Source organism: Bradyrhizobium iriomotense, from assembly GCF_030160715.1.
Classification (GTDB): domain Bacteria; phylum Pseudomonadota; class Alphaproteobacteria; order Rhizobiales; family Xanthobacteraceae; genus Bradyrhizobium; species Bradyrhizobium iriomotense.
The window spans coordinates 16,168-42,184 of the sequence record NZ_BSOW01000010.1 but is presented as its reverse complement, the minus strand read 5'-3'; the positions used below and the strand labels follow the sequence as shown (position 1 = coordinate 42,184).

The following is a 26,017-nucleotide window of genomic DNA, read 5'->3' as shown; positions in this document are numbered from 1 at the left end:
GTCTCACGCGGCGGCGGGAGGCTGCCACTCCGCGACGGCGGCTGCGTCGTCGGCACCTTGTGAATTGCATGCGTCGAAGTGAGCTCTCAGCTCTGTTTCGGCGAGATGTTCGAAGTGCTCGGCCTGGCCGAGAAGATCCCAGCTTTGCAGGGGTCGATATGCCGCCTGCTGACGGCACAAGGACGCCAGAGCACGGTATCGACGTACGTTCTCCATGCGAATCTCCCTCCTTGGCTACGCCCGGCTTATTTCGCCGGTTTGCGTCGCGGATATTGCATTCATGCGAAACATTTGCTGCGCGGCCACTCACTCTCATTGGAGAGTTAACGCGGACGCCAGCCCGTTCGCTTTGCCTTGGGTCAAACTTCGGAAAGGTTTTGCCGTCAGCCGAGTCAGGTTCATGCCACAAAGTTGCGGCGCGAGTGGGGCAAGTCACAGTCAAGCCAAAAGATTTCCGCTATGAGTTCCTGCGTATGGCCGCAAACAAGGTAACGGCGGTACACAGGGACTGCGACAGATCGGCATGCAGCCGCGACTTCCCGGAGCCGCACGGAACTGGAACCGGCGGCTCTTTCATTTTGAGGCGCACTGCCCTGGCGCCGACGTTCCACCACCGGGATGCGCTCACTCATCCGAATTCCGCTCGCTCGCAGCAGGCATGCATCTGCGAAATGCCGCGCGGGCTTATCGGACCAGTTCGCTCTCGCTAGTCCGCACCGGCGATGCCGAACCATATTGCAGCTTCGGAACCCGGCCGGATTCCGCCGCAACACGGATGGCGGCAATGTTGTTCGCGTAGTCGGCACTGCCATTGCCGCGGAACACCGCCGATCCCGCCACCAGCGTGTCAGCGCCGGCGGCCGCAACCACGGCGGCGTTGTCGCGCGTGACGCCGCCATCGACCTCGAGCCGGATCGGTCGGTCTCCGATCATCGCGCGGATGCGCCGGATCTTCTCGAGCTGCGATCCCAAAAACGATTGCCCGCCGAAGCCCGGATTGACCGTCATCACGAGAATCAGGTCGACACGATCAAGCACATATTCGATCGCAGCTTCCGGCGTTGCCGGGCACAGGCTCACGCCGGCCTTCTTGCCGAGCGCGCGGATCGCCTGCAAGGAGCGGTCCAGATGCGGCCCGGCCTCGGCATGGACCGTGATGATGTCGGCACCGGCTTTCGCGAAGGCTTCGAGATAGCAATCGACCGGCGTGATCATGAGGTGGACATCGAACGTCTTGCTGGTGGACGGCCTGATCGCCTTGATCACATCGGCACCAAAGCTGATGTTGGGCACGAAATGCCCGTCCATGACGTCGCAATGGATCCAGTCGGCGCCAGCCGCATCGATCGCGGCGATCTCCTCGCCGAGCCTCGCAAAGTTCGCGGCGAGGATCGAGGGGGCGATGATGATTTCATTCGTCATGGATTTGAACTCCGCGCGTCGGCTCCGCCGCTGAACACCCGGCTCGCCAGCACGTCAGCGGAATCAATGGTCTCGAGGTCTGAAATCTCGAGCATGCGGTCGAGATCGGAAACCAGGCGGTCGGCCTGGCGCAGCCGGATGCGATCGACGGCGTTGCGGATCGAGCGCGCGTTGGAGAAGAACGACTGCATCCGGCGCAGCGCGATGTACTTTTCGAAAGCCTCGCGCGCGGCAGCCGAGAAGCGATATCCCCGCTCCTGCAACATCAAGTCCGCGATGAAGAGCAATTCAGCTTCCGAATAGTCGGGGAATTCGATGTGATGAGCGATGCGCGAGCGGAAGCCTGGATTGGAAGCAAAGAAATTCGTCATCCGTTCGCCATAACCGGCGAGAATGACAACGAGGTCCTCGCGCTGGTTCTCCATCACCTGGAGCAGGATTTCGATCGCCTCCTGGCCGTAGTCGCGCTCATTGTCGGGACGATGCAGGTAATAGGCCTCGTCGATGAACAGCACGCCGCCCATTGCTTTCTTCAATATCTCCTTGGTCTTCGGCGCAGTGTGGCCGATATATTGTCCGACGAGATCATCGCGCGTCACCGAGATCACCTGCCCGCGCCGCACGAAGCCGAGACCGTGAAGGATTTTTGCCATGCGCAGCGCGACGGTGGTCTTGCCGGTACCGGGATTGCCGGTGAACGACATGTGCATCGTCGGCGGCGCGGCGACGAGGCCGGCGCGCTGGCGAATCCGCTCGATGAGGAGGAGCGAAGCGATCTGGCGCACCCGGCTCTTTACCGGCTTCAGGCCGATCAGCTCCTGATCGAGCTCGCGCAGCGTCTCGGTGATTCCTGCCGCTTCGGCCTCCTTGCGGAGATCGAAGACGGCCTCGCTCGTCTCGGTGGCTTTCGCATGGGGCAGATCAAGCATGGGACTCTCGAAGAAAAGGCTTCGCCGCGGAGGGGCGGCGAAGCAGTTGTCCGCCAAGGAAGCGCAGCAGGGAGAGCTCCGCGCGGAAACGAATGCGCTCTACACCGAGGCGTGCTCAGCCGGCTTGCGCACGGTGGTGTAGCGGATCGCGCGTCCCGCAACCTCCTGGCGCACCAGCTCGAATTCGGCTTCCTTCGCCGGCCGGTTGACGAGGAAGGAGATCCGCACCGATTCCCAGCCGTGGCTGGAATCGAAGCCGCTGATCCGGATGTAGCGGTCGCCATACACCCTGCGGCATTCGGCGAGCTCCATCATGACGCCGGCGGCGTCCGCAAGATCGAACATCGGCAGGCCCCACATCTCCCAATAGGTGTTGCGGGGATGCGGATCGTCGGTGAACTCGATGTTCACGGCCCAGCCGTTGGCGAGGCAGTACTGCACCTGCTTGGTGATCTGATCGTCGGTGAGATCAGGCAGGTACGAGAAGCAGCCTTGGGTCAGTTTCATGTTGCGTCTCCTCACACGGTTTCCAGCGCCGTCGGCACGAAGTCCGGCGTGTCGGTGGATTGATAGTTGAAGGTCACGTCCTTCCAGACGTCGAGCGCGGCCTTCAGCGGCGTGCAGGTCTGTGCCGCCTTGGCCAGGATCTCCGGCCCTTCGTGGACGTAGTCGCGGCCCTCGTTGCGGGCGAGGATCATCGCTTCCAGCGCCACGCGGTTGGCGGTCGCGCCGGCAGCAATGCCCATGGGATGACCAATCGTGCCGCCGCCGAATTGCAGCACGACGTCCTCGCCGAGGAGATCGAGCAACTGGTGCATCTGGCCGGCATGGATGCCGCCGGACGCCACCGGCATCATCTTGTTCAGGCTCGCCCAGGACTGGTCGAAGAACAGGCCGTGCTCAAGCTTTGTCGGGTTGAAATCCTCGCGACAGACGTCGTAATAGCCGCGCGTGGTATTGGGGTCGCCTTCGAGCTTTCCGACCACGGTGCCGGCATGGATGTGGTCGACGCCGGCAAGCCGCATCCATTTGGCAATGACGCGGAACGACACGCCGTGGCTCTTCTGTCGCGTATAGGTCGAGTGACCGGCACGATGCAGATGCAGGATCATGTCGTTGCGCCGCGCCCACTTCGCCATGGACTGGATCGCGGTGTAGCCGATCACGAGGTCGATCATGACGATGACCGAGCCGAGCTCCTTGGCGAACTCGGCGCGCTCATACATGTCCTCCATCGTCGCGGCGGTGACGTTGAGGTACGTGCCCTTCGCCTCGCCCGAGGCAGCCTGCGCGCGGTTGACGGCCTCCATACAATAGAGGAAGCGGTCGCGCCAATGCATGAAGGGCTGCGAGTTGATGTTCTCGTCGTCCTTGGTGAAGTCGAGCCCGCCTTTAAGTGCTTCGTAGACAACTCGGCCATAGTTGCGCCCCGAGAGACCGAGCTTCGGCTTCACCGTTGCCCCTAGCAACGGCCGGCCGAACTTGTCGAGCCGCTCGCGCTCGACCACGATGCCGGTGGCTGGTCCCTGGAACGTCTTCACATAGGCGACCGGGAAGCGCATGTCCTCCAGCCGCAAGGCCTTGAGCGGCTTGAAGCCGAAGACGTTGCCGATGATCGAGGCCGAGAGGTTCGCAATCGAGCCCGGCTCGAACAGGTCGAGGTCATAGGCGATATAGGCGAAGTACGAGCCCGGCGTGCCCGGGACCGGATCGACGCGATAGCACTTGGCGCGATATTTCTCCGCGGCTGTCAGGCGATCGGTCCACACCACCGTCCAGGTTGCGGTCGAGGATTCACCGGCCACCGCAGCGGAGGCCTCGATCGGGTCGACACCTTCCTGCGGCGTCACCCGGAATAGCGCGATGACGTCGGTGTCCTTCGGCACATAGTCGGGCTCCCAATAGCCCATGCGCTTGTATTCCATGACGCCGGAGCGATAGCGCTCTTTGCCGCGGACCGTGCCTGCATGTGCGTTCATGTCTCTCTCCTGCTCTTCTGTGTGCTCTTTCTGATTGACTAAGCAGCGACCGACTCGCGGACGTCGACGCGCGGGTCCAATTCGCCGGCGCGGTACCGCCGCGCCATCTCGCTCATGGGAATGACCTTGATCTTGCCGGCATGGCCTGCGGTGCCGAACTGCTCGAAGCGTTCGCGGCAGAGGTCGCGCATCGCATCCATCGCCGGCTTCAGGAATTTTCGCGGATCGAACTCCGAGCGCGCTTGCGACGCCACTTTGCGGAACACCGCGGTCATCGCCAGGCGGCAGTCGGTATCGATATTGACCTTGCGCACGCCGCTCTTGATGCCGCGGACGATCTCCTCCACCGGCACGCCCCAGGTCTGCGGCATCTCGCCACCGAACGCGTTGAACATGTCCTGGAGCGGCTGCGGTACCGACGAGGAACCATGCATGACGAGATGCGTGTTCGGGAGCCGGCGATGGATCTCCTCGACCACCCGCATCGCCAGGATGTCGCCATCCGGCTTGCGGCTGAACTTGTAGGCGCCGTGCGAGGTGCCCATCGCGATCGCGAGCGCATCGACCTTGGTGGCACGGACGAAGTCGACGGCCTGATCGGGATCGGTCAGCAACTGGTCATGGCTGACCTTGCCCTCGACGCCGTGACCGTCCTCCTGCTCGCCGCCGCCATGCTCGAGCGAGCCGAGCACGCCGAGCTCGCCTTCGACCGACGCTCCAACCCAATGCGCGAGATCGACGACGCGGCGGGTGATCGCAACGTTGTAGTCGTAGTCGGCGGCTGTCTTGGCGTCGGCCTTCAGCGAGCCGTCCATCATGACCGAGGTGAAGCCGTGGGCGATCGCGGATGCGCAGGTCGCCTCGTCATTGCCGTGGTCCTGGTGCATGCAGAGCGGGATGTCCGGATAGGTCCGCTCCAGTGCGTCTATCATGTGCGAAAGCATGAGATCGCCGGCATAGCTGCGCGCACCGCGCGAGGCCTGGATGATGACGGGCGCATCGACCTCGGCCGCGGCCTGCATGATCGCGATGCCCTGCTCCATGTTGTTGATGTTGAACGCCGGGACCGCGTAGCCGTGGTGAGCTGCGTGATCGAGCAGTTGCCTAAGGGTGATACGGGCCACGTGACGTCCTCCTTATTGGCTCTTGCGGGCGATGGCCCGCCTTGCGGCTTCCGCAATGTTTTGCGGTGTGATGCCGAATTCGCGGTACAGCACAGGCGCCGGTGCGGATGCACCGAAACCGCGCATGCCGACAAACTCGCCGTCGGCGCCGATCCAGCGCGGCCAGTCGCCGAGCACTGCGGCTTCGATACCGACGCGCGGCGCGATGCCCAGCACGGCGGCGCGGTACTCCTCCCGCTGCTCCTCGAACAGCGCGAAGCACGGCGCCGAAACCACGGCCGCACGGATATGCTCGGTCGCGAGCAGGCGTGCGGCCTCGATCGCGATCGAGACCTCCGAGCCGGTTGCGATCAGCGTCACATCGCGGCCGCCGTCAGGCGTGACGACGAGATAGGCCCCCCGCGCGACGCGGTTCGTGCCCCGCGCATCGCTGCGGAAGGTCGGCAAGGCCTGACGCGACAGGCACAGCACCGAGGGACGCGTCGTCGCTTCCAGCGCGCAGTCCCAGGCCTCCAGCGTCTCCACGGCGTCGGCGGGACGGAACACCAGCAGATTTGGAATCACGCGGAGCGCGGCGAGATGCTCGACCGGCTGGTGCGTCGGACCGTCCTCGCCAAGCCCGATGGAGTCGTGGGTCATCACATGGATGACGCGCAGCCGCATCAGGGCTGCAAGGCGGATCGCCGGCCGGCTGTAGTCGGAGAAGGCGAGGAACGTGCCGCCATAGGGGATGAAGCCGCCATGCAGCGCAATCCCATTCATCGCGGCGGCCATGCCGTGTTCGCGAATGCCGTAGTGGATGTAGTCGCCGGCAAACCTGTCGCGCGTGACCGGAACCTGCGTCTTCGCATGCGTCAGGTTGGAATGGGTCAGATCCGCCGAACCGCCGATCAGCCCCGGAATCGACGAGGCGATGCCGTCGAGCACCTGTTGCGAGGCCTGCCGCGTCGCAAGCTTCGGACGCTCGGTGGCAAAGCGCTCGCGCAATTTCGCCGACGCCTGGGCATAGGCGCTCGGCAGGGCCAGAACCTTGCCCTCGATGAACAGCTCGCGCTGCGCCGGGCTCGCACACTCATAGCGATCGAGCCAGGCGAGACGGTCGACCTGACCGCGCTGTCCGATCAAGCGCCACGCCTTCAGGATCGGAATCGGCACCACGAAAGGCTGATAATCCCAGCCGAGAGTCCGGCGGGCGGCCGCAGTCTGCTCGGTGCCGAGCGGCGCGCCATGCGCCTTCTCAGTGCCCTGTCGATCCGGCGCGCCGTAGCCGATGATGGTGCGGCATGCGACCAGCGACGGCCTTGCGGTTTGGCGCTCTTCCGCGATCGCTTGTGCGATCGCTTCCGGATCATGTCCGTCGACGCGGCGGACCGACCAGCCGGAGGAGGCAAAGCGCGCGAGTTGATCGTCCGAGGTCGCAAGCGAGGTCGGCCCGTCGATGGAAATGCCGTTGTCGTCGAACAGCACGATGAGGCGGCCGAGCTGGAGATGACCGGCGAGCGAGATCGCCTCCTGGCTGATGCCCTCCATCAGGCAGCCGTCGCCGGCAATCACGTAGGTGAAGTGATCGACGAGGTCATCGCCATGCTGCGAATTGGCCATGCGCTCGGCGAGCGCCATGCCGACCGCGGTCGCGATCCCCTGCCCCAGCGGTCCCGTTGTGGTCTCGACGCCCGGAGTGTGGCCATATTCGGGGTGGCCCGGCGTCTTCGAGCCCCACTGCCGGAACGCCTTGATGTCGTCGAGGCTGACGGCGCCGCCGGTGAGATAGAGCAGCGCGTAGAGCAGCATCGAGCCATGGCCTGCCGAGAGCACGAAGCGGTCACGGTCCGGCCAGTTGGGATGCGCGGCATCGAATTTGAGGAAGCGCGAGAACAGCACGGTCGCGACATCGGCCATGCCCATGGGCAGGCCTGGATGGCCGGACTGCGATAGCTCGATGGCATCGACCGCAAGGAAGCGGACGGCGTTGGCGAGATCGGCATGGCTGACCGCGTTGAGGTCGACTTCGGCATGAACCGAGATGTTCATCAGACGCTCCCGTTATCGTAGTGCTTGCGCATCACTTCAGGCTTCGCTTGCGCTCGATGAGCTGCATGATCAGCGGTGTCAGGATCAGCTGCATCGCGAGATCGAGCTTCGCTCCCGGGCACACGATCGAATTCGCGCGTGACATAAAGCTGTGCGGCAACATCGAGAGGAGATACGGGAAGTCGATGCCGCGCGGGTTCTTGAAGCGGATCACGACCATCGATTCGTCCGGCGTCGGGATCCAGCGCGCGATGAAGGGGTTGGACGTGTCGACCGTCGGCACGCGCTGGAAGTTGATGTCGGTCTCGGTGAATTGCGGACAGATGTAGTGGATGTAGTCCGGCATCCGCCGCAAAATTGTGTCGGTGACGGCCTCGGTCGAATAGCCGCGCGCGCTCCGGTCGCGGTGCAGCTTCTGGATCCATTCGAGATTGATGACAGGCACGACACCGATCTTCAGGTCGGCGTAGCGCGCGACGTTCACCTTGTCGGTGACGACGGCACCGTGCAGGCCCTCGTAGAACAGAAGGTCAGAGTTCTCCGGTAGCCGCTCCCATTCGGTGAAGGTGCCGGGGGGCGCGCCATGCAACGCGGACTCTTCGGCGTCGTGGATGTAATGGCGCGTCACTGCAGTGCCGGTCTCGCCATAGTCGCGGAACGCCCGCTCCAGTTCCTCGAACAGATTGGTCTCGGGGCTGAAATGGCTAAAATGCTTGTTACCGCGCTCGGCCTCTTTCGCCATCTGCGTGCGCATCTCGGCGCGGTCGTAGCGGTGAAACGCGTCGCCCTCGATGTAGACGGCATTGACGCGCTCGCGGAAGAAGATCTGCTCAAAGGTCTTCTTGACCGAGGTCGTGCCGGCGCCGGACGAGCCGGTGATCGAGATGATCGGATGTTTCCTGGACATGCCCTATCCTCCTCACAGCCGGAAGAAGCCGCGCCGCGCAAACAGCGGCGCCGACACGCTCGCGACCAGCAGCGGATCGCAATGCAATTCCTCGACGCGCCGCACCTCGTGCTGCGAACCCATGATCAACGGCACGCGCTGATGCAGATTGTGCGCGGCGAGATCGAGAATGCGCTCGCGCCCCGTGGAGGCCGCGGCACCGGCCTGCTCCATGATGAAGGCCATCGGATGCGCCTCGTAGGTCAGGCGCAGGCGGCCGTCGCCGTAACCGGGACGCGCATCGGAGGGATAGAGGAACACACCGCCGCGGGTCAGGATGCGATAGGCTTCCGCGACAAGCGAGGCGACCCAGCGCATGTTGAAATTGCGGTTCGCCGGACCGTCGACGCCGGCGAGGCATTCGTCGACGAAGGCGCGCACCGGCGCATCCCAGTGCCGGCGGTTCGAGGCGTTGATCGCGAACTCGTCGGCCGTCTCCGGGATCTGCACGCCGCGCCGCGCCATGCGGAACGAGCGCGCGCGATCCAGCGTGAAGACGTCGACGCCATCGCCGAGCGTCAGCACCAGCGAGGTCTGCGGACCGTAGGTGACGAACCCCGCCGCAAGCTGCGCCGAGCCGCGCTGGTGGAAGGCAGTCCCGAGATCGTCCGGTGCGGGCAGGATCGAGAAGATCGTGCCGACGGTCATGTTGATGTCGATGTTGGAGGAGCCGTCGAGCGGATCGATCGCGACGCAGATTTTTGCCGCGCGGTCGACGATCTGCGGCTCGCGCATCTCCTCTGAGGCAAGCGCGGCGATCGGCGCTTTGCCGAGGCAGCGGCGCAAGATGGCATCCGCCCGTACGTCGAGGTCGCGCTGCAGATCGCCGTCGCTGTTGCAGCCGGTGGTCAGACCCGAGGCATCGGACAACTGACCGGTACCAGTAAGGTCGGCGATCTCGATCGCCGCGGTGGCGATGGCATCGACCGCGACTGCCACGGCCAGCGCCTCGGGCGCGGTTTCAGAGTACCGTTGAAGATAGTCATCCAGCCTGAGTTGCCCGGTCATCTTGCGTCCATCCCCTCGCGGCCGCCGCAGTCCTTGCTCCCGGGTCAGGGAGTGGAGCGGCTGGTCCCAGCACGAAGAAATTGACAGAGCCGATCTAATAAGGAAAATTTCTATTCATAATGGCAGCCAAAGAATTTTCTTATAATAGCCACCCAGCGACCCAGCTCCGGCATCTGACGATCCGACAGCTACGGTCGCTCGCCGTACTGTCGGCCAAGGGCAGCGTGACGGCGGCCTCGACGCATCTCGGGCTGACACAGCCGGCGGTCACCCAGCAACTCCGGCAATTGCAGGATCTGGCGGGGCTGCCGCTGGTGCAGCGGACCGGCGACGGCATGTTGCTGACGGAGGCGGGCAAGGAGGTGCTGGCGCTCGCCGATCGCGTCGAAGCCGCGATCGCGGATTGCCAGGGCGCGCTCGATCTTCTGGCGGGGCGAACCGGCGGCACGGTGCATCTCGGCGCGGTCTCGACCGCAAAATACTTCGTGCCGCATGCCATCGCGGCGTTCTCGCAGCGCTATCCGAAGATCGAGATCAAGCTGACCATCGGCAATCGCGAGGAGATCCGCGAGGCCATGCACGGCTATGACCTCGATTTCGCGGTGATGGGTCGGCCACCGGCCGACGTCACGGTCGACGTCCGCCAGCTCGGGCGCAACCCGCACATCATCGTCGCGCGCAAGGGACATTGGCTGGCGAAGGATTCCGGCCTCAACCTGACCGACCTCGTGCACGAGACCTTCCTCACCCGCGAGCCTGGATCCGGCACGCGGACGCTGATGGAAGGCATGTTCCAGAAGTCGGATCTCGAGCCGGTCATCGGCATGGAGATGAGCAGCAACGAGACCATCAAGCAGGCGGTGATCGCAGGTCTCGGCATCGCCTTCATCTCCGCGCATACGGTAGCGCATGAGCTCGCCGAAGGCCGTCTCATCATCCTGGACGTCGCGGGCCTACCCATCGTCCGGCAATGGTACGTGATCCGCCGCAGCGACAAGGTGCTGCTGCCGCCGGCGCAGGCGATGTTCGATTTTCTGGGCTCGGAGGGTTCGAACTACCTGCCTGATGTGCCGGAATTGCGCGGACGATAACCGACGCTCGACGATTTCAAAGGCTCCTATGGAATTGTTAATCCTAAATACCCCTTCCCATGCGGCAATTCGCCGCCTCACAACCCCCGGATGCGCTTCTTTTAAGGATTTTCCTGCACCAATCCACAACGTGCGGTTGCGGCACTCAAGCGCGAGGCTCGCGACCGGCACGACCTGTCAATTCTGCCAGAAGGCTGTCAATTCATGTTCGCCAAGACATTGGAGCTGGCGCAATCCTCGGAAGTGAAGCGAACGATGTACACGCGCCTCGTCCTCGGGGCGGTGACGATCGGCGTTCTCGCCAAGACGATATGGTTCGCCCGGATCGGGCCGCTGCAACAGCGTGGTCTCGTCGATTTCGACGATTTCCACATCGTCGCGCAAAGGGTCTGGCTCGGCGATGTCCACCAGGCCTATCAGCTCGACAAGCTCCTGCAGATGCAGCGCGAGATGTCCGGCGCCACGAACTTCCTGCCCTGGACCTATCCGCCGCAATTCAACGTGCTGATTGCGCCCTTCGCGCTATTGCCGGTCGGGCTCGCTTATTTCCTGTTCACGGCCGCCACGCTCGCCTTCTTCCTCATGACGCTACGGGCGATCGCGGGGCGGGCCTTCGCGCTGGTGCTGGTGGTGATGTTTCCCGCGCTCGCCGTCACCCTCTCCTGCGGACAGAACGGATTCCTGACTGCAGGACTGATCGGCCTGATCTGCCTCAATGTCGAGAAACGCGACGCCTCAGGACAGGTCTTCGCGGGTCTCTCGCTCGCGGCAATGGTGATCAAGCCGCATCTGGCGGTCGCGATGGCTGTCTATCTCCTGATCACCCGCCGCTGGGTGACGCTTTTGACCGCCGCCATCGGCGTGCTGGCCAGCTCGGTTCTGTGCACGCTGCTGTTCGGTCCGCAGATCTGGCCCGCGCTCTTCGACGCCGTCAGGGCTTCGGCGACCTATCTGGAGCACGGCGACTATCCGCTGTTTCGCATGATTTCCTGCTATGCCGCCCTGCATACGCTGGGCGTCGCCCCAGCGTATGCGTTCTGGGGGCAAGCGATCTGCACCGGCCTTGCGCTGCTTGCGATTGGCGTTGCGGTGGCCCGCAAGCTGTCGCCGCGCACCGCGCTCGGCGTCGCCGCGCTGGTGTCGGTGATGATCAGCCCCTACGCCTATGACTACGATCTCCCGATCGTGGGCATCGGTCTGGCGCTGCTGATCCCTGACCTCACCAGAGCGGCCAGTTCCGCCGAGCGAGGCATCCTTTACGCGCTTGTCCTCATTGCCGGCGCTTACGGGATGCTCGAGACGGCGGGCCTGAAAGTGTTGCAAGGCGCTGATCAGACGGTGGACCATCAGGTGATCCCCGCCGTCGGCGCTTTCGCCATGGTCCTGCTCCTCGCCCTCATCCTTCGCATTGTGCTGCGGCGTTGCGTTGCTGGCGCTGGTCCTGCTTCGGCTGCGGTTGTAGCCGAGCCCGCATCGGCCAAGGCGAGTCCCTGACCGCGCGCGCTATTGCGAATTCGGCGCGACGGTCTTGTCGGTTGCCTCGAGGCCGCCGCCATTGATGATCGTCATGGTCTGACGACAGAGATCGGCAAGGCCGATCAACAGCACGCTGAACAAGAAGAACAGATTGATGTCATGCGCGTCGGCGCGGGTCAGCGGGCTGAACTCGAAGAACGGCGGCATGAAGGCCCACCACACCAGCGGAACGGTGAGCAGGACGGCGAGCACCGCCGCAGGCGCCCCCGCAACGATCCCCACGACGAAAACGGCCGGCAGGAACGCCGCGAAATAAAGCTGAGCGCCAAAGAGAACGCAGACGCCCTGAAAGCCGGCTGAAGTCGCCAGCACAATGAAGGCGAACGCAAAGGCCTGCCAGGACCAAGGTCGTATTTTTGGTCCAGCGAACGTTTCCGGGCGGCTCATTGGGAATCCCCTTTTGCGCCGCGAACACGGCTGAGGTTCCAACCAAGCTAGCACACCTGTTCAGGGCCTGCGATAGATGTGCACTGCGGAAATGGCCATGCGCGGCCTTGGTAAATGGCCACCGCCGGCTGACCATCGCAAAGACGAGGCTTCCGGCCGTCACTCATCGTGGTCTGGTCGTCGGCGTCTAGGCCGCCATCAGTTCCAGACCGGCTTGCGCGGGTCCGGACCAGCGACGATCGCGACCGGCAAAGTAAGCCTCGAGCTCCGCCAGCGCGCGGGATTCCCACTCGCTCGCCTGCTCCAGCAGAGACCAGCTCTGACGCGGCCGGAACGCGGCCGTCTGGCGGTGCAACGACGCGATCGCCCGATAGCGCCGCACGTTCTCCAGGATGGCTTGCCCGTCCATATCAAGAAACTCCCCAATTCCCATTCGTTGGGCCCAAAGGTGCGTCAGAAACTTTTTCGATTCGTTAGCGGCGGACGGAGAGACGGCGGATAGTTTCCCAATCCTTGCGCCGGCGCGGCCCGACAAAAAATTTGAAAAACAACCCCATGCAAAGGAGCCGACCCTCGCCGGCATGAGGCTCTACGGATTTTACGAAATCATTTGACACGTCGGGCAAATCACCGGTCAACATGGGCTTGATGGCGATCCATTCATAATCGGCGAGTTCGTAGCGCATGATTCGAGTCCCCAGTCTGGAGGCTTGAATCACAGAGGTCTGGCCAGACGCAACGCTTCTGGCCCGGCCCGCTTCGGCGCTTCGGTCGCACCGGCAACCTCGTGCCGTTCATCCCTCCGGCACCCCGGCCATGCGCAGGCCCTGATACACACGTTCGCGCCCGGCGAGGTAAGCCGGATGGTCGCTCAACACGCGGGCTCGGAGGCGGCGGAGGGTGAAGGTCGGATTGAGCACAAGGCCCGCCTGCGCGGCGGCCCGCGCCTCGTCCAGTGAGCCGAGCAGGGCCAGGGCGGCGGCGAGAAGGCAATGCGAGAAGGGAAGGTTTCGGTTGGCCTCGATGCTCCGGCGCAGCCAGGCAACTGCTTCCACGTCGGCGCCGATCGCCAACTTGGCGAGACCGACAAACATCGACCACCTGTAGGCGTAGTTATCGCGAGGAGAGAGGCGAAGCGCCTCGCGGACATGGGCCTCGGTCTCATCGCTGCGTCCGAGAAAGGACTTGGCGAGACCAATGAAGGCATGAGCGTCGGCCAAATTGTGATCCAGTGCCAATGCCCGTTCGCATTCAGCGATGCCTTGGACCGCGCGATTGGTAAATGACTGGACGAGGCCCAGGACGCTATGGGCCCGAGCATGGTTTGGCGCAAGGGACAGAGCCCGGATCAAGACTGCCTCGGCCGCAATGAAATGCGCGATCCAGTCATCGCGCATAAGGTTGGCGCCAATCGCCGCTTTAACCCGCGCCGAACCGACCAGCGCCTCAATGTTCCCGGGATCAAGCGCCAGGGCACGGTCGAAAAAGGCCTGCGCTTGCGCCATGTATTCCGCGGTCGTCCCATTGTTCTCGCAAGCCCAGCCCTGGAAATACAGGTCCATTGCATCGGGATGAATTGAACGGCCCGCTCGCCGCGCCTCGACCTGAATGAGCTGGGCGTTTAGCGTATTTGCCAGCCGCGATACGATTTCATCCTGCGTATCGAACAGGTCGGCGACGGGTTTCTCGAACCGCTCGGCCCACAGGTGGTTACCGGTTTCCGCATCGATCAGCTGAACATTCACGCGAAGCCGGTTGCCGCCTCGCTGCACTGAGCCTTCGAGCACATAGCGGACGTTCAACTCGCGCCCGACCTGCTTTACATCGACGGTTTTGCCCTTGAAGGTGAAAGCGGTGTTACGCGCGATCACGAATGAGCCGCTGATGCGCGAAAGGTCGGTGGTCAGGCTCTCGGTCACGCCGTCGACGAAATAGTCCTGCTCGGGATCACCTCCGATGTTTGCGAATGGCAGCACGACGATGGAAAGACGCGGCGCAGGAAACGACATCGTAACGGTCGCGGCGTCGGGCCGATCCGGACCAGCGATACCCTGAAAGCTCTGTTCGCCAGAACGGGCTGGGAGCAGCGCGTCTACGGGCCCCTGCACTTCCTGCACCGCTCCAACAAAACGAAAGCCTTTGCGTTGCAGGGTTTTGATCAGACGCTGTTTTTCGCCCGAATCCCCGATCGCACTCCGAGCGACATTCAGGCGCGTCGTCAGTGCCGCATCGGACACGACACGGCCGTTCCAAACGGTATTGATGAGGTCGTCCTTGCTCACGACCCGTTCCCTGTTGCGGATCAGGTAATCGAGCAGGTCGAATACCTGCGGAGCGACGGAGACTAAGTGCGCCCCGCGGTAAAGCTCGCGAAGGTCGGTGTCTAATGCGTACTCCTCGAAGAGATACCGCAAGCTGACAATTCCTTGAGTGACTTCCGTCGGTCTCTCGCGCCGGTTGCAACGCAAGATAAGCCGCCGGTGAGGGGAATGTAAGGAGAATGTCAAGAGTCCCCGCCCATGGCCTGATACCGTCTTCAAGCGGTCACCAAGCGCCGTCGTGTCGATCAAAACATACTTGGGAATGGGGAGGTGGCGATGGCATCAACTCTGATCGGCAAGCAGGCTGTCGTGATCGGCGCGGGAATGGGCGGGCTCGTGGCCGCAGGGGCGCTCGCCAACTACTTCGAGCAGGTCATTGTTCTGGAGCGCGACTCTCTGCCCTCGGAGCCCACGCCTCGCGCCGGGACGCCGCAGGCGCGGCATGTGCATGCGCTGCTGCTCAGCGGCCAGCGCGCCCTGAGCGAGCTGTTCCCGGGGTTCGAACAGGATCTCGCTCGGGCGGGAGGCGTGCGGCTCCAGTCCGGTCTCGATACTCGCTTCGAGCCCCCGGGCTACAATCCCTTCCCGCAACGTGATCTCGGCTGCTGCGGTTACGCGGCGTCACGGCCCACCATCGAGCGCGCTGTGCGGCGTCGGGTCGAAGGCCTCGCCAACATCATGCTGCGCCAGCGCTGCCGGGTCACGGAAGTGCTGGCCTCGCCAAATGGTGAGGCGGTCACCGGCGTGCGCTGCGAGAATGGCGAGGGCGCGAGCGAGATGATCGCCACGGATCTTGTCGTCGACGCGTCCGGGCGCGGCACGCTCACTCTCGCCCTGCTGCAATCGATCGGCCGACCGCTGCCAGAGGAGACCACAATCGGCATCGATCTCTCCTATTCCACATGCGTCTTTGCCGTCCCCGACGACGCCCCGACTGAGTGGAAAAGCGTCATCACCTTGGCCGAGGCGCCCCACAATCGCCGGGGTGGCATCTTGTTTCCGCTCGAGAGCGACCGGTGGATGGCAACCCTTAGCGGTCGCCTCGGTGAAGTCCCGCCCGGCGATGCGGAGGGGTTCCTGACGTATGCCCGATCACTTCGGACGCCGACGATCTACAACGCGATCAAGTACGCCAGGCGCCTGGACGGGGTCGCGCGCTACGGTTTCCCGGAAAGCGTGCGGCGTCATTTCGAGCGACTCGATGGTTTTCCCCGCGGCCTGTTGCCGATCGGCGACGCAATTTGTCGGTTCAATCCCGTCTACGGGCAAGGCATGAGCGTGGCCGCCCTGGAGGCGTGCCTGCTCCAGCGGCTTCTCGAGAGACCAGCGGGAAACAGCGATCCAATCGCCGGGCTGGCACCTGCTTTCTTCGCCGAAGTGCCGACGCTGATCGAGACGCCGTGGTCGGTGGCGACACTCGACTTCGCGTTTCCCAATACGCGCGGGCAACGTCCGACGGATTTTGAGATGACGCGTAACTTCGGTATCGCCCTGACCCGGCTCGCCGCCGAAGATCCGGCCGTCCACAAGCTAACGGTCGAGGTCCAACATCTATTGAAGCCACGCAGCGTCTATCGCGATCCCGCGCTCGTGCAGCGTGTGCTTGCGAAAATGACCGAGACTGCTCTTGCGGGGAGGGGTTGACGCCGTTTTCGACCAGCAGACTGGCTCAGCAGGGAGGAAGCAAATGTCACGAAAACTTTCTCGGCGAGAATTTGTAGCCGCGGCCGCCACGTCGTCCGCAGCGCTCCTCGCTACGCCTTATGTGCGCGGCGCTCACGCTGCCGGTAAGCTATCGATAGGTTTCTGGGACCACTTTGTGCCGGGCGCCAACGCGACCTCAGCGGATATCGTCAAAGAATGGGCCGAGAAGGCAAAGGTCGAGGTTCGGATCGATTACATTACTAGCTTAGGCAACAAACTACTTCTAACCGGCGCTGCCGAAGCGCAAGCGAAAGCTGGACACGACATTCTTGCGATGGCGACATGGCGTGTTCACAATTATGCCGAACAGCTCGAGCCGGTGAACGATGTCATGGAGCCGATCCTCAGACAGAACGGCGAGGCGAACGGCACGGTGAAGTATCTCGGCCAGGTAAACGCCAGTTGGATGGCCGTTCCCGCTACTATTGGTAGCTCAATTCTGGCTCCCTGCTCTCGCATTGATCTCATGAAAAAATACGCCGGCATCGACGTGCGGGCGATATACCCGGCAGGCAGCTCGCCGCTGGCCGACAGCTGGACGATGGACGTGTTCTTGAAGGCGGCCGAAGCCTGCCACAAAGGCGGCTTCCCCTTTGGCATCGGATTGGGAGAGACCCCTGACAGCGTGGTTGCCGCCGGCGCATTCTTCCAGTCATTCGGCGCGCAGCTCGTCGATGTCAAAGGCAATCTCACCGTCAAGACCGACGAGGTGCGTCAGGCGCTGGAATTTTACAAGAAGCTAATCGCGTTCCTGCCCCCCGACGTGCCGGCGTGGGACGATGCTTCCAACAATAAATGGCTGATCTCTGGCAGGGGGGCGCTGATCATGAACGCACCGAGCGCTTGGGCAGTCGCCAAACGCGACGCGCCGCAAATTGCCGAGCAATGCTGGACCCACGGCTTCCCGGCTGGCCCGAAAGGCCGCTTTGCGCCGTATTTGCCCTTCTTTTGGGGCGTCTGGAATTTCTCCAAGAACAAGGAGGCGGCCAAGAGCCTGCTCGCGCATCTCTCTCAGCCGTCGTCGATTGAGAAGCTGGTAGTCGCCAGCGGCGGTTATGATCTCCCTGCCTACGAGAAGTTCACGAACTTAAGAGTCTGGGCGGAAGCGGAGCCGCCGAAGGGCACGCTCTATCACTATCCCAATCCCCACAATCATCAGAGACTGTCAATCGCGGCTTGGCCCGCCCCGCCGAAGATCGCGCAGCAAATCTTTACGCAGGCGACGCTGACCAAGATGTGCCTCCGCTACTCGCGGGGTGAAGCGATGGAGAACAGCCTCGCGTGGGCGGAGGGCGAGTGCGAGGGCTTCATGCGAGGCTGAGGACGGTAGGCATGGCGGCTCGCTCCACGTAGCGGATCGGAAGTGACCAAACGCGACCCGCGCTACTACTAGGTTTGCGACACCTGGGTACCCAACGAAACGCCGTGGTCGGTGGCCACACTCGACTTCGCGCTTCCCAGTACGCGCGGGCAACGTCCGACGGCTTTTGAGATGACGCGCAATTTCGGTATCGCCCTGGCCCGGCTCGTCGCCGAAGATCCGGCCGTCCACAAGCTAACCGTCGAGGTCCATCATCACGATTGACGCAGGCTCGTCACTGCGTGTTTTTTTCCGCCAGATACGCGTCGGGATCGCCGCTGTCGATCAGATGCTCGATCGTGCGCTGAAGCTGCGCGCTCATCGGAACGTTGAGATTGACGTCGTTCGGCGGAATCGGAGCCAGGAACCATTTGGCATAGATCTTTTGGATCTCCCCGCCGCGATAGACGGCCGTGAGCGCATCGTCGACGACCTTCTTGAAGGCCGGATCGTCGCGCCGGAGCATGATGCCATATGGTTCGACCGACAACGCGTCCTCCGACACGCTGTACTCGCCGGGAGTGGTCGAGTGAGCCATGCGGCTGTAGAGCAGGATATCATCCATCACGAAGGCGTCGGCGCGGTCGGATTCCAGCATCCGGAACGCCTCGCCGTTATCCTTGGCGGCCAGGATGGTGAGATCGAGATGACGCTGCGCATTGAGCTCGCTGAGCTGCTTGAGATTGGTCGATCCGATCGTGGAGACGACGGTCCTTCCCTTGAGGTCATCCAGAGTCCGCAGCTTGGCTTTCGTCTTTGACATGAAGCGGTTCGCGGCCACGAAATAGGTGGTCGAGAACGACACCACTTTCTGCCGCTCGATGTTGTTTGTGGTCGTGCCGCATTCGAGATCGATCGTCCCGTTCAGCACCGACGGAATGCGACCCGACGGGGTGACGGGCACGAGCTTGACGTCGAGCTTCTCCATCCCGAGGCGCGCCTTCACGGCGTCGGCAGCCAGGTAGCAGAGGTCCATGGCGTAGCCTACGACCTTCTCGTTGCTGTCATAGTACGAGAACGGGATCGATGATTCACGATGTCCGATCGTGATCGAGCCGGAGCTTTTGATCTTCCCCAGCGTACCGGACGGTTCTTCGGCGATCGCCGCGCGCGTCGCGACGCTCAGCGCGACTGCGGCCAGGATGATCTTGATCTTCATTGGTCCATCTTCTCCTCGGGATCGACGCCCGCTCATGCCGTGGTTGCCTGGCTCGCCAAGACGCGCCGAGCAAGGCTCGGCGCTCCGCCCACGATCTGCGCGTATTGATTGATCGAGGCCGGCCGTCCGAACAGAAAGCCCTGCGCTAAATCGCATCCCGCCTGCGACAGGACATCGAGCTGCGCCTGCGTCTCGACGCCCTCGGCCGTCACCGAAAGCTCGAGCCCGCGCGCCAATCCGATGACGCCGCGCAGGATCGCCTTCGACTGCGCGCGCTCGAGGTTCGAGATGAAGCTTCGGTCGATCTTGATCATGTCAAACGGGAATGCCTGGAGATAAGACATCGACGAGTAGCCGGTGCCGAAATCGTCGAGCGCGATGCGCACGCCGAGCGCCTTGAGCCGGCGCAGGATCGAGACAGCGCCGGAGAAGTCGTCGATCAGGACGCCTTCCGTGATCTCGAGCTCGAGCCGGCTTGCGCTCAATCCGGTCTCGATCAGGATCTCGTGGATGAGCCGCACGATGTCGTCGTTGCGGCACTGCACCGGCGACAGATTGACGGAGATCTTCAGCTCATTCGACCAGGACGCGGCCTCACGGCACGCCGCACGCAGTATCCATTCCCCCATGGCGACGATCAGGCCGTTCTCCTCGGCGAGCGGAATGAAGACGCCGGGGGAGACGACGCCGCGCTTCGGATGGTGCCAGCGGACCAAGGCTTCGAAGCCCACGATCTCGCCGCCGATCCGCACCAGCGGCTGGTAATCGAGGCGCAGCTCGCCATTGGCCACCGCAGATTGCAGATCGTGCTGCAATTCGCGGCGATCACGCAATTGCGCGCCCATGTCCGCCTCGAAGAAGCGGATCGCGTTGCGTCCTTCGGACTTGGCACGATAGAGAGCGATGTCTGCATTGGCCAGCAGCGTGGTCGGATCGTTGCCGTCGGCGGGAGAGCGCGCGATGCCAATGCTCAGCCCGATGCGCACCTGCCGTCCCGCGATCTCGATGTCGCCGACGAGGGCCGTCCGCAGCTGCTCCGCAAGCTGACCGGCAGCCGCAGCCTGCGCCTCGCCGAGCAGCACCGCGATGAACTCGTCGCCGCCGACCCTGGCCAGGAACGCACTCCCTGCGACCTCTTTCAGACGCCGCGCCACCTCGCAGAGCAGCGCGTCGCCAATCAGATGGCCATGCAGATCGTTGATCTCCTTGAAGCGGTCGAGGTCGAGGCACAGAATCGCGAACGCTCCGCCGGCGCTGATCGTCTCGTCGACCGTCGTCGCGAGATAATCGGAAAACGAGGCGCGGTTGTGCAAGCCCGTCAGGGCATCATGGTGTGCGATGTGCGCGATGCGCTTCTCGGCCCGTTTTTGCTCGGTGATGTCCTCCACCGTCATCACGAAGCCACCGCCAGGCACCGGCCGGAACACGACGACCACGGCACGTCCGTCCCGCAGCTCAGCCACGATGCTCGCCGGCTTGTTGGCCGCGATCACGGCGAGCAGGTCGCCGATATGCGCGTCGGGGTCGCTCTCGGAGTACAGGCCTTGCGATATCTGGTGGCCGAAGATCTCGTGCAGCGTGGTGCCGGGTCGCGTGAGTTCGCGAGGCAGGCAAAACATCTCGGCGTAGCGGTCGTTGCACACGATGAGACGGTGGTGCGCATCGTACATGCACACGCCCTGCGACTGGTTGTTGAGGGTTGCGTCGAGCTGGATGCTCTGCTTGCGGAAGTGCTGCACGACCATGGCTCCCGCGCCGCCGATGGCAATGACGAGCACGATAGTGAGTCCGATCAGGAACAACGCCTCCGTCCGCCAGCCAGCGAGCGCGGCGGGCACCGTGGTGCTGGTGGTCAGGTGGATCGGGACATTGGCAAGGCGTGCGCCCGCGATCAGCCGGTCAGTGCCGCCCTCCGCATCGGTCAGTCGGGTGACGCCGCCGCCGGTTCGCATGATCTCGTCCAGCCAGCTGCCGGACACGGACTTGTCGATCAGGGAATCGGCGTGCGGATAGCGTGCCAGCATCACGCCGTCGTGCCGAAGCAACGCGATCGACTCGTCGGGGCCGCGGACCAGCGTTCGATAGAGCTCCTCGAAATAGTGCGACTTGATCGTGCCGACTACGAGGCCGAGGAATTCGCCGTCGGAGCCCATGAACTTCCGGGCCAGCGATATCGTCCAGGCCCCGGTCCGCAGATCCTTCTCCGGACGGCCGAGCTTCGAGGTCAGCGCCGGATTGGCCTTGAGGGACCGGAAGTAATCCTGCTCTGCGACATTGAGGGATGGGGTGGGCCACGCGATGGACGAGTTGATCACCGTGCCGTCGGCGCCGACGAGCATCACGGCCTCGATATGCGGGAAACCGCTGATCTTGTCCTGGAGCATGAGCTGGATATCGCGGCTCGCCATGGCGCGTGCGTAGACCTGGTCCGAGACGACCGCGAGGGTCTGCATGTGCTCGATCAGATTCGCCTCGATCAGGTCGACGGCCTCGAAGTCACGGGCGGCCTGCTTGGCGAGTACGCTCGCAGTTGCCAGCAACTGCTGCTTGCTCTCCGCGATCGCGTGATCGCGCAGGTTGGACAGGATAAGGGCGATAGTGCAGACGACGAGCGCGATCAGGAACGCGCCGCACAGCATCAGGGCGACGACGGGACGCGTCGAGCCGGTCCGGCGCATCGGCAGGGCCCCGCCCTCCCGTCCGAACATCGTCACGAGGCCTTTGAGCGAACGGCCAGCCGGCAACATGATCCCCTGCGGATCTTTTCGGAATTTCATCTTCCGGCAGGTCTAGGCTTTGAATTCTTGGAACAAGTTAAGGCGGGCGCGAGGTCGATGCTGAAACGTCAGTTACGGTTACGTGCGTATTACGTGACCGCAAATGATGCAGAGGAGCGCATGGTTGCGCCTGCGTTTTTCGGTAGTTCTACGGAGATCGGAGCATCGAGAAAATGCAGGGTACCTGGGGTGTGATTACTTATGAGGCGAGCACAGCTTGCCGGATTTTGGCTGGCGACGGGTGATTTTGCGCGACGCCATACCGAGCCTTAGCCACGGTTATGTCTCTCCATGAGGAACCAACCGGCCGCGCCGCGATTTTCCTCAAAGGAAGAGGAGAGGCGCATGGCAAGGCATCTGACACGCGCCCGCCTTGTGCGCGGCGTCGCCGGCGCGATTTCCACGCTGGTTCTCTGCGCGACGGCGGTGTTCACCCTCGCCCGTCACTTCGCCGCGTGAGGGAGAACTACATATGACATCCGACCCGGAAGAGTCGGTTCGTTTGCAAGGCTATGGCGAGATGACGTTGCGCACCGCGCTCGCTACGCTCATGGCGCTGCCCGCGCGCGACCGTTCGGAAGCCGCGATCTTCCGCGTCCGCGACGCCTCAAGACTCACGCCGCGTGAAATCGGCGCGCTTGCATCGGAGTGGGGTATCCGGCCAACAGTCGAGACCGGCGCCGACCAACAGCACTGGCCGGACATCGTGCGTGGAATGGTGCGCGAGGCGCCGCTACCGTCGCTGCTGGTGGCGTTTCTCCTGGGCGTGCTGGTCGCGCGCAGATGATGACGCGCGCTTGGCAGACCGCGCGCCCGTGAAGGTGCTGATGCGGATCCACGCCGTTCCGTGAAACCCGAGGAAACCCGTGCTCGCGAGATCGCGACCGTTCCGTAAGGAACGGCTGGCGGCGGCAGGGATTGGCCCTCTGTCAATCCAAGCAATGGAGACAATAATGACGCGTTTGAAACTTGTGAGCGCGGCCGCACTGACGGCCATGATTTTGCCGCTCGCGACCTCAAGCCCTTCTCTTGCCGCGGGACGCGGACCGGGCTGGTGCACCCCGTCGAGTGAAAATGTCGTTGGCGCGGCTGGCCCGGCGATGAGCGGCGGCCAGTTGATGGCTGGCGTCGGCCAGTGTCGAAACCTTAGCAGCTGGCACCACACCAACAGCTATGGCTACTGGGGCCGCAGTTACGGCTATGGATATAGCGAGCCTGGCTGGGGCGCGCCGGCCTACGTGCCGGATGAGTACTGACGCTCCTGCTCTGTAGCGCAAGTCACAGCGGCGCGGCCGATCCCGGCGGCGCCGCACCTACTATTGTATCCCCATAGTCAAATCTGGAGACACGCTCTAAGGTTGTGAATCCGGCAAGCGGCTCTCTACCCTGGACTCCCTGCCATCCTGCTTGCCAATCACACAGCGCCATGAGGCGAGGCGCTCTGTCGGATGCTGCTTCATCCACCCACGTGTCGCCTAGATCTCCCGCAATCCGCGGAACAATGATCCAAACGCGGAGTCCGCCCTATGAAAGACCGCCGGCTGTCCTAGTGGAGCGTCGACGGTAATTTTATCGCCGCCTGAAAATGACTGGCCTGTCCAGACGTGGACCCAACTGGTTCCGGCTGGGAGGTACACTGTCCGCTGTTCTTGGGATGCCTGCCAGATGGGCGCGACCAGCAGATCGGGACCATAGAGATAGCTGTCCTGAATGGTGTACGTCCGGCGATCGGCTTCGTGGTGTAAGAACAAGGGACGCTGCACTGGAAGGCCGCGCTGAGCGGCTTCCAGCGACAAGGTTTTGAGATAGGGGGCGAGATGAACGTAGATCTCGGTCATCCTCGCGAAATGCTGCAGCACTACGGCATCGCCGTCGAGCTGCAAATTGTCGCGCGGCCTGTTGCCCTCATGACTCCGCATGACCGGGCTGAACGCAGCCATCTCCGCCCAGCGCATGATCAGCTCGGGCGTGCGGACATTGCCGAACAGGCTCGTGTAACCCCCGATGTCAGAATGATGAAACGCATTCCCAAGCAGTCCAGAGGACAACGCCGCGCACATCACCGTCACGAGCCCATCGTGGCGGGAAAAGTCGACCGACTGGTCGCCGGCCCAGAGCAAGGGGCAATATTTCTGCACGCCTGTGAAACCGGCGCGCATGAAAAACAGCCCTTCACCGGTCTTGCCGCGGCTCGCCACCGCCTTCGCGTTCACCTCCGCCCAGAGCGTCGGCCATTGATTGTGCATGAGCTTCGCGTCCATCCCGTTGGCGAGACGCACGTCAGCCGGCAGATACTCGCCGAAATCGGCCATCCAGCCGGACAGGCCATAGTCGAGCATTCTCACGCCGATGATTTCTTCGGAGAACCATGCCGCAGCATCTGGATTGGTGAAATCAACGATGCCGCAATGAAATTCGCCGAAATCGATCAGGGCAGTTCGCCCGGAGGCATCCCTGACGAAATAGTCCGCGGCCTCCGCCTCCTTGAACAAGGCCCCATCGTCGCAGAGATGGGGATTCACATAGCCGAGGAACCGGATGCCCTCGCTGTTCAGTTCGGCAATGCGCTGCCGCAGGCCCGGATATCGCGTCTCGTTGGCCTGCCAATTCCAGAACAGCCGCGCGCCGAACGCGGTAGGCCGGATGCCGACCCAGTCCTCGCACCACAGGCCGGTGACCTTGACGCCGGCCTCGCGCATCTTGACCAGGCGTTTGAATGAATTCGTCCCATCCTTCAACCCGATGATCGCGCCGTTGTAGACCCATTCCGGCAGCGGCGGTTGGCGTCCGAAACGGCCGGACAGCATCTCGACCAGCTCGATGAACGACGGTGCGGCAAAAAGCTCGATCCGCTCCGGAACAGCCCAGACCTCGATTTCGTGAAACGAACGGTCGCGGAAATCGAAGGCGCTGAAGGCGGACGTTGCGACATGAAGCGCATAGCGCGCCGATGAGAGATAGGTCGGCTGCGGATAGTAAGTGTGGTAGTAGTCGCCGCCCGCCTTGTCAGTGACATCCGCCTTGAACGTGATCTCCGTCGTCTTGTCACGCCCGACGCCCGGCTCCGAGCTCCATAATGGAAAACGACGACCGCGCAGATCGAAATAGGAAAACTGCTCGCCACCGCCCCAGACGTGCTCATCCTGATCGGCAGCCACTCGAATCCAGAACCGGTTCACGGTGGAATCGACGGTTTGCAGCACCAAGGCATTCCCCTCGAGCCTGATGACCAGGCGCGGTGGCTGCCCCTTCATGACTGCAAGAACGATCCTTTCACCATCGATCTCGGCATGCGCCAGCGGACAGCGCTCGACAAGGCGATCTTCGATCTCGAAACGGCCACGATGCATCTCGATGCTGTCGTTGCCTCGCCCGACGAAGAAGCACGGAGCCGCCGCACTGTGTCTCAGAAGCAGGCGACCATCGAGAGAAAGCGTAAAACCCGCCTGGGTGGTCTCAAGTCTCATGTCCATTCCTTCAGTACTCATGTCAGGCCGGCGTCGACAACGAAGTTCGCGCCCGTGCAGCCGGCGCTCTCATCGGAGCCGAGAAACAGCGCCATGCGCGCCACATGCGTGGCGTCGAGTCGGAATTTAAGCGCCTGGCTGTCGATGAACTTCTGATTGCTTTCCGGCGTCGTCCACAGCCGCAGTTGGCGCTCGGTCACGATTGCGCCGGGCACGATGCAGTTGACGCGAATGCCGGCCGGGCCGAGCTCTCGGGCAAGCGTCTTGGTCATGCCGTTGATCGCGGCTTTCGCCGCCGTGTAGCCGGCCATTCCCGGAATTCCGCGCATCCAGGAGACCGAGCCGAACATGACGATCGATCCACAGCCAGCCTCGGCCATCCGCGTGCGCACGGCCTGGCTCGCGAAAAACTGATGATCGAGGTTCAGCGCCAGCGTGCGCCGCCACGCCTCGGGCTCCACATCGGCCATGGCGTGGCGATCGTCGCGGGCTGCGTTGTTGATCAGCACCGCGACCGGCCCATGTCTGCCTTCCACGGCCGCGATAGCGGACCTCAGCGCTGCGATATCCGTGATGTCGCACGCGGTGAATTCTGCTCCCGTCGAGGCTGCGATCGCCGCACCCCCATCGACATCGATGTCAATGAAAGAGACCGTCGCCCCTTGAGCCGCGAACGCCTTCACCATCTCGGCGCCGATGCCGGAGGCGCCACCGGTGATCAGCACGTTGCGGTCCTTCAGGGAAGTGTAGCGAACGGAATCGTAAGCGGTCATTTC

Annotated in this window: 24 protein-coding genes; 7 read left to right on the top strand and 17 right to left on the bottom strand. The window is 63.2% G+C overall.

Features of this window, described 5'->3' with window-relative positions; translation table 11 throughout:
• Positions 1-3: 3 nt before the first annotated feature.
• The 9 genes from QQL28_RS15710 to QQL28_RS15670 all read right to left on the bottom strand — a co-directional run bounded on the left by QQL28_RS15710 (position 4) and on the right by QQL28_RS15670 (position 9,439).
• A complete protein-coding gene (locus QQL28_RS15710; RefSeq protein ID WP_284266759.1) occupies positions 4-216 on the bottom strand; it encodes a hypothetical protein in 213 nt (70 codons plus the stop codon).
• Between the two features lie 468 nt (positions 217-684).
• The gene (gene rpe / locus QQL28_RS15705; protein ID WP_284266757.1) at positions 685-1,422 is read right to left on the bottom strand and encodes a ribulose-phosphate 3-epimerase; all 738 of its coding nucleotides are present in this window, start codon (positions 1,420-1,422) and stop codon (positions 685-687) included.
• Positions 1,419-2,351 carry a CbbX protein gene (cbbX, locus tag QQL28_RS15700; RefSeq protein ID WP_284266755.1) on the bottom strand — a complete coding sequence of 311 codons (933 nt, stop codon included), beginning with the start codon at positions 2,349-2,351 and terminating at the stop codon, positions 1,419-1,421. Before cbbX ends, rpe begins: the two co-directional genes overlap by 4 nt.
• Positions 2,352-2,450: 99 nt before the next feature.
• Positions 2,451-2,858: a ribulose bisphosphate carboxylase small subunit gene (locus tag QQL28_RS15695; RefSeq protein WP_284266754.1), complete on the bottom strand. Its 408-nt coding sequence runs from the start codon at positions 2,856-2,858 to the stop codon at positions 2,451-2,453.
• An 11-nt stretch (positions 2,859-2,869) separates the two neighbouring features.
• Positions 2,870-4,330: a form I ribulose bisphosphate carboxylase large subunit gene (locus QQL28_RS15690; RefSeq protein WP_284266752.1), complete on the bottom strand. Its 1,461-nt coding sequence runs from the start codon at positions 4,328-4,330 to the stop codon at positions 2,870-2,872.
• A gap of 38 nt (positions 4,331-4,368) precedes the next feature.
• The gene (gene fba / locus QQL28_RS15685) at positions 4,369-5,454 is read right to left on the bottom strand and encodes a class II fructose-bisphosphate aldolase (protein ID WP_284266750.1); all 1,086 of its coding nucleotides are present in this window, start codon (positions 5,452-5,454) and stop codon (positions 4,369-4,371) included.
• 12 nt (positions 5,455-5,466) lie between these two features.
• Entirely contained in the window at positions 5,467-7,485 is a 2,019-nt protein-coding gene (tkt, locus tag QQL28_RS15680; protein WP_284266748.1) for a transketolase, read from the bottom strand.
• Between the two features lie 31 nt (positions 7,486-7,516).
• Positions 7,517-8,392, bottom strand: a complete 876-nt coding sequence (locus QQL28_RS15675) for a phosphoribulokinase (protein ID WP_284266746.1) — start codon at positions 8,390-8,392, stop codon at positions 7,517-7,519.
• Positions 8,393-8,404: 12 nt separating this feature from the next.
• Complete coding sequence (locus QQL28_RS15670) at positions 8,405-9,439, bottom strand: class 1 fructose-bisphosphatase (protein WP_284266744.1); 1,035 nt, start codon at positions 9,437-9,439, stop codon at positions 8,405-8,407.
• Positions 9,440-9,558: 119 nt separating this feature from the next.
• On the opposite strand from QQL28_RS15670, the gene QQL28_RS15665 reads away from it, so the two are divergent.
• Entirely contained in the window at positions 9,559-10,530 is a 972-nt protein-coding gene (locus QQL28_RS15665; protein ID WP_284266742.1) for a LysR family transcriptional regulator, read from the top strand.
• A 204-nt stretch (positions 10,531-10,734) separates the two neighbouring features.
• Positions 10,735-12,024 (top strand): glycosyltransferase family 87 protein, encoded by a 1,290-nt coding sequence (locus QQL28_RS15660; protein WP_284266740.1) that lies wholly within the window; start codon positions 10,735-10,737, stop codon positions 12,022-12,024.
• A 9-nt stretch (positions 12,025-12,033) separates the two neighbouring features.
• Here QQL28_RS15660 and QQL28_RS15655 read toward each other — a convergent pair whose 3' ends face one another.
• The 4 genes from QQL28_RS15655 to QQL28_RS15640 all read right to left on the bottom strand — a co-directional run bounded on the left by QQL28_RS15655 (position 12,034) and on the right by QQL28_RS15640 (position 14,867).
• The gene (locus QQL28_RS15655) at positions 12,034-12,453 is read right to left on the bottom strand and encodes a DUF4118 domain-containing protein (protein ID WP_284266738.1); all 420 of its coding nucleotides are present in this window, start codon (positions 12,451-12,453) and stop codon (positions 12,034-12,036) included.
• A 187-nt stretch (positions 12,454-12,640) separates the two neighbouring features.
• On the bottom strand, positions 12,641-12,862 hold the full coding sequence (locus tag QQL28_RS15650) for a hypothetical protein (protein WP_284266736.1): 222 nt from the start codon (positions 12,860-12,862) through the stop codon (positions 12,641-12,643).
• Positions 12,863-12,926: 64 nt separating this feature from the next.
• Positions 12,927-13,139 (bottom strand): hypothetical protein, encoded by a 213-nt coding sequence (locus tag QQL28_RS15645; protein ID WP_284266734.1) that lies wholly within the window; start codon positions 13,137-13,139, stop codon positions 12,927-12,929.
• Positions 13,140-13,247: 108 nt separating this feature from the next.
• Positions 13,248-14,867 (bottom strand): winged helix-turn-helix domain-containing tetratricopeptide repeat protein, encoded by a 1,620-nt coding sequence (locus tag QQL28_RS15640; protein WP_284266732.1) that lies wholly within the window; start codon positions 14,865-14,867, stop codon positions 13,248-13,250.
• Between the two features lie 183 nt (positions 14,868-15,050).
• On the opposite strand from QQL28_RS15640, the gene QQL28_RS15635 reads away from it, so the two are divergent.
• The 3 genes from QQL28_RS15635 to QQL28_RS15625 all read left to right on the top strand — a co-directional run bounded on the left by QQL28_RS15635 (position 15,051) and on the right by QQL28_RS15625 (position 18,063).
• Complete coding sequence (locus QQL28_RS15635; RefSeq protein ID WP_284266730.1) at positions 15,051-16,418, top strand: FAD-dependent oxidoreductase; 1,368 nt, start codon at positions 15,051-15,053, stop codon at positions 16,416-16,418.
• A 43-nt stretch (positions 16,419-16,461) separates the two neighbouring features.
• Positions 16,462-17,799, top strand: coding sequence for an ABC transporter substrate-binding protein (locus QQL28_RS15630; RefSeq protein ID WP_284266728.1), 1,338 nt, complete (start codon positions 16,462-16,464; stop codon positions 17,797-17,799).
• Between the two features lie 111 nt (positions 17,800-17,910).
• On the top strand, positions 17,911-18,063 hold the full coding sequence (locus tag QQL28_RS15625; protein WP_284266726.1) for a hypothetical protein: 153 nt from the start codon (positions 17,911-17,913) through the stop codon (positions 18,061-18,063).
• 10 nt (positions 18,064-18,073) lie between these two features.
• Here the strand turns inward: QQL28_RS15625 and QQL28_RS15620 are convergent, their stop codons facing one another.
• Complete coding sequence (locus QQL28_RS15620; RefSeq protein WP_284266724.1) at positions 18,074-18,997, bottom strand: amino acid ABC transporter substrate-binding protein; 924 nt, start codon at positions 18,995-18,997, stop codon at positions 18,074-18,076.
• Positions 18,998-19,029: 32 nt separating this feature from the next.
• Complete coding sequence (locus tag QQL28_RS15615) at positions 19,030-21,774, bottom strand: bifunctional diguanylate cyclase/phosphodiesterase (RefSeq protein ID WP_284266723.1); 2,745 nt, start codon at positions 21,772-21,774, stop codon at positions 19,030-19,032.
• 472 nt (positions 21,775-22,246) lie between these two features.
• On the opposite strand from QQL28_RS15615, the gene QQL28_RS15610 reads away from it, so the two are divergent.
• A complete protein-coding gene (locus tag QQL28_RS15610) occupies positions 22,247-22,561 on the top strand; it encodes a hypothetical protein (protein ID WP_284266721.1) in 315 nt (104 codons plus the stop codon).
• Positions 22,562-22,727: 166 nt separating this feature from the next.
• Complete coding sequence (locus tag QQL28_RS15605; protein WP_284266719.1) at positions 22,728-23,030, top strand: hypothetical protein; 303 nt, start codon at positions 22,728-22,730, stop codon at positions 23,028-23,030.
• Positions 23,031-23,249: 219 nt separating this feature from the next.
• Here QQL28_RS15605 and QQL28_RS15600 read toward each other — a convergent pair whose 3' ends face one another.
• A complete protein-coding gene (locus QQL28_RS15600) occupies positions 23,250-25,241 on the bottom strand; it encodes an alpha-glucosidase (protein ID WP_284266717.1) in 1,992 nt (663 codons plus the stop codon).
• Between the two features lie 17 nt (positions 25,242-25,258).
• The gene (locus tag QQL28_RS15595; RefSeq protein WP_284266715.1) at positions 25,259-26,014 is read right to left on the bottom strand and encodes an SDR family NAD(P)-dependent oxidoreductase; all 756 of its coding nucleotides are present in this window, start codon (positions 26,012-26,014) and stop codon (positions 25,259-25,261) included.
• Positions 26,015-26,017 lie beyond the last annotated feature (3 nt).

What these genes read in the sequence shown, in the direction of transcription:
- QQL28_RS15710 (WP_284266759.1), bottom strand. Translation starts at nt 216, where the DNA reads ATGGAGAACGTACGTCGATACCGTGCTCTGGCGTCCTTGTGCCGTCAG.
- rpe (WP_284266757.1), bottom strand. Translation starts at nt 1,422, where the DNA reads ATGACGAATGAAATCATCATCGCCCCCTCGATCCTCGCCGCGAACTTT.
- cbbX (WP_284266755.1), bottom strand. Translation starts at nt 2,351, where the DNA reads ATGCTTGATCTGCCCCATGCGAAAGCCACCGAGACGAGCGAGGCCGTC.
- QQL28_RS15695 (WP_284266754.1), bottom strand. Translation starts at nt 2,858, where the DNA reads ATGAAACTGACCCAAGGCTGCTTCTCGTACCTGCCTGATCTCACCGAC.
- QQL28_RS15690 (WP_284266752.1), bottom strand. Translation starts at nt 4,330, where the DNA reads ATGAACGCACATGCAGGCACGGTCCGCGGCAAAGAGCGCTATCGCTCC.
- tkt (WP_284266748.1), bottom strand. Translation starts at nt 7,485, where the DNA reads ATGAACATCTCGGTTCATGCCGAAGTCGACCTCAACGCGGTCAGCCAT.
- QQL28_RS15675 (WP_284266746.1), bottom strand. Translation starts at nt 8,392, where the DNA reads ATGTCCAGGAAACATCCGATCATCTCGATCACCGGCTCGTCCGGCGCC.
- QQL28_RS15670 (WP_284266744.1), bottom strand. Translation starts at nt 9,439, where the DNA reads ATGACCGGGCAACTCAGGCTGGATGACTATCTTCAACGGTACTCTGAA.
- QQL28_RS15665 (WP_284266742.1), top strand. Translation starts at nt 9,559, where the DNA reads ATGGCAGCCAAAGAATTTTCTTATAATAGCCACCCAGCGACCCAGCTC.
- QQL28_RS15660 (WP_284266740.1), top strand. Translation starts at nt 10,735, where the DNA reads ATGTTCGCCAAGACATTGGAGCTGGCGCAATCCTCGGAAGTGAAGCGA.
- QQL28_RS15655 (WP_284266738.1), bottom strand. Translation starts at nt 12,453, where the DNA reads ATGAGCCGCCCGGAAACGTTCGCTGGACCAAAAATACGACCTTGGTCC.
- QQL28_RS15650 (WP_284266736.1), bottom strand. Translation starts at nt 12,862, where the DNA reads ATGGACGGGCAAGCCATCCTGGAGAACGTGCGGCGCTATCGGGCGATC.
- QQL28_RS15645 (WP_284266734.1), bottom strand. Translation starts at nt 13,139, where the DNA reads ATGCGCTACGAACTCGCCGATTATGAATGGATCGCCATCAAGCCCATG.
- QQL28_RS15635 (WP_284266730.1), top strand. Translation starts at nt 15,051, where the DNA reads ATGGCATCAACTCTGATCGGCAAGCAGGCTGTCGTGATCGGCGCGGGA.
- QQL28_RS15630 (WP_284266728.1), top strand. Translation starts at nt 16,462, where the DNA reads ATGTCACGAAAACTTTCTCGGCGAGAATTTGTAGCCGCGGCCGCCACG.
- QQL28_RS15620 (WP_284266724.1), bottom strand. Translation starts at nt 18,997, where the DNA reads ATGAAGATCAAGATCATCCTGGCCGCAGTCGCGCTGAGCGTCGCGACG.
- QQL28_RS15615 (WP_284266723.1), bottom strand. Translation starts at nt 21,774, where the DNA reads ATGAAATTCCGAAAAGATCCGCAGGGGATCATGTTGCCGGCTGGCCGT.
- QQL28_RS15610 (WP_284266721.1), top strand. Translation starts at nt 22,247, where the DNA reads ATGACATCCGACCCGGAAGAGTCGGTTCGTTTGCAAGGCTATGGCGAG.
- QQL28_RS15605 (WP_284266719.1), top strand. Translation starts at nt 22,728, where the DNA reads ATGACGCGTTTGAAACTTGTGAGCGCGGCCGCACTGACGGCCATGATT.
- QQL28_RS15600 (WP_284266717.1), bottom strand. Translation starts at nt 25,241, where the DNA reads ATGAGACTTGAGACCACCCAGGCGGGTTTTACGCTTTCTCTCGATGGT.
- QQL28_RS15595 (WP_284266715.1), bottom strand. Translation starts at nt 26,014, where the DNA reads ATGACCGCTTACGATTCCGTTCGCTACACTTCCCTGAAGGACCGCAAC.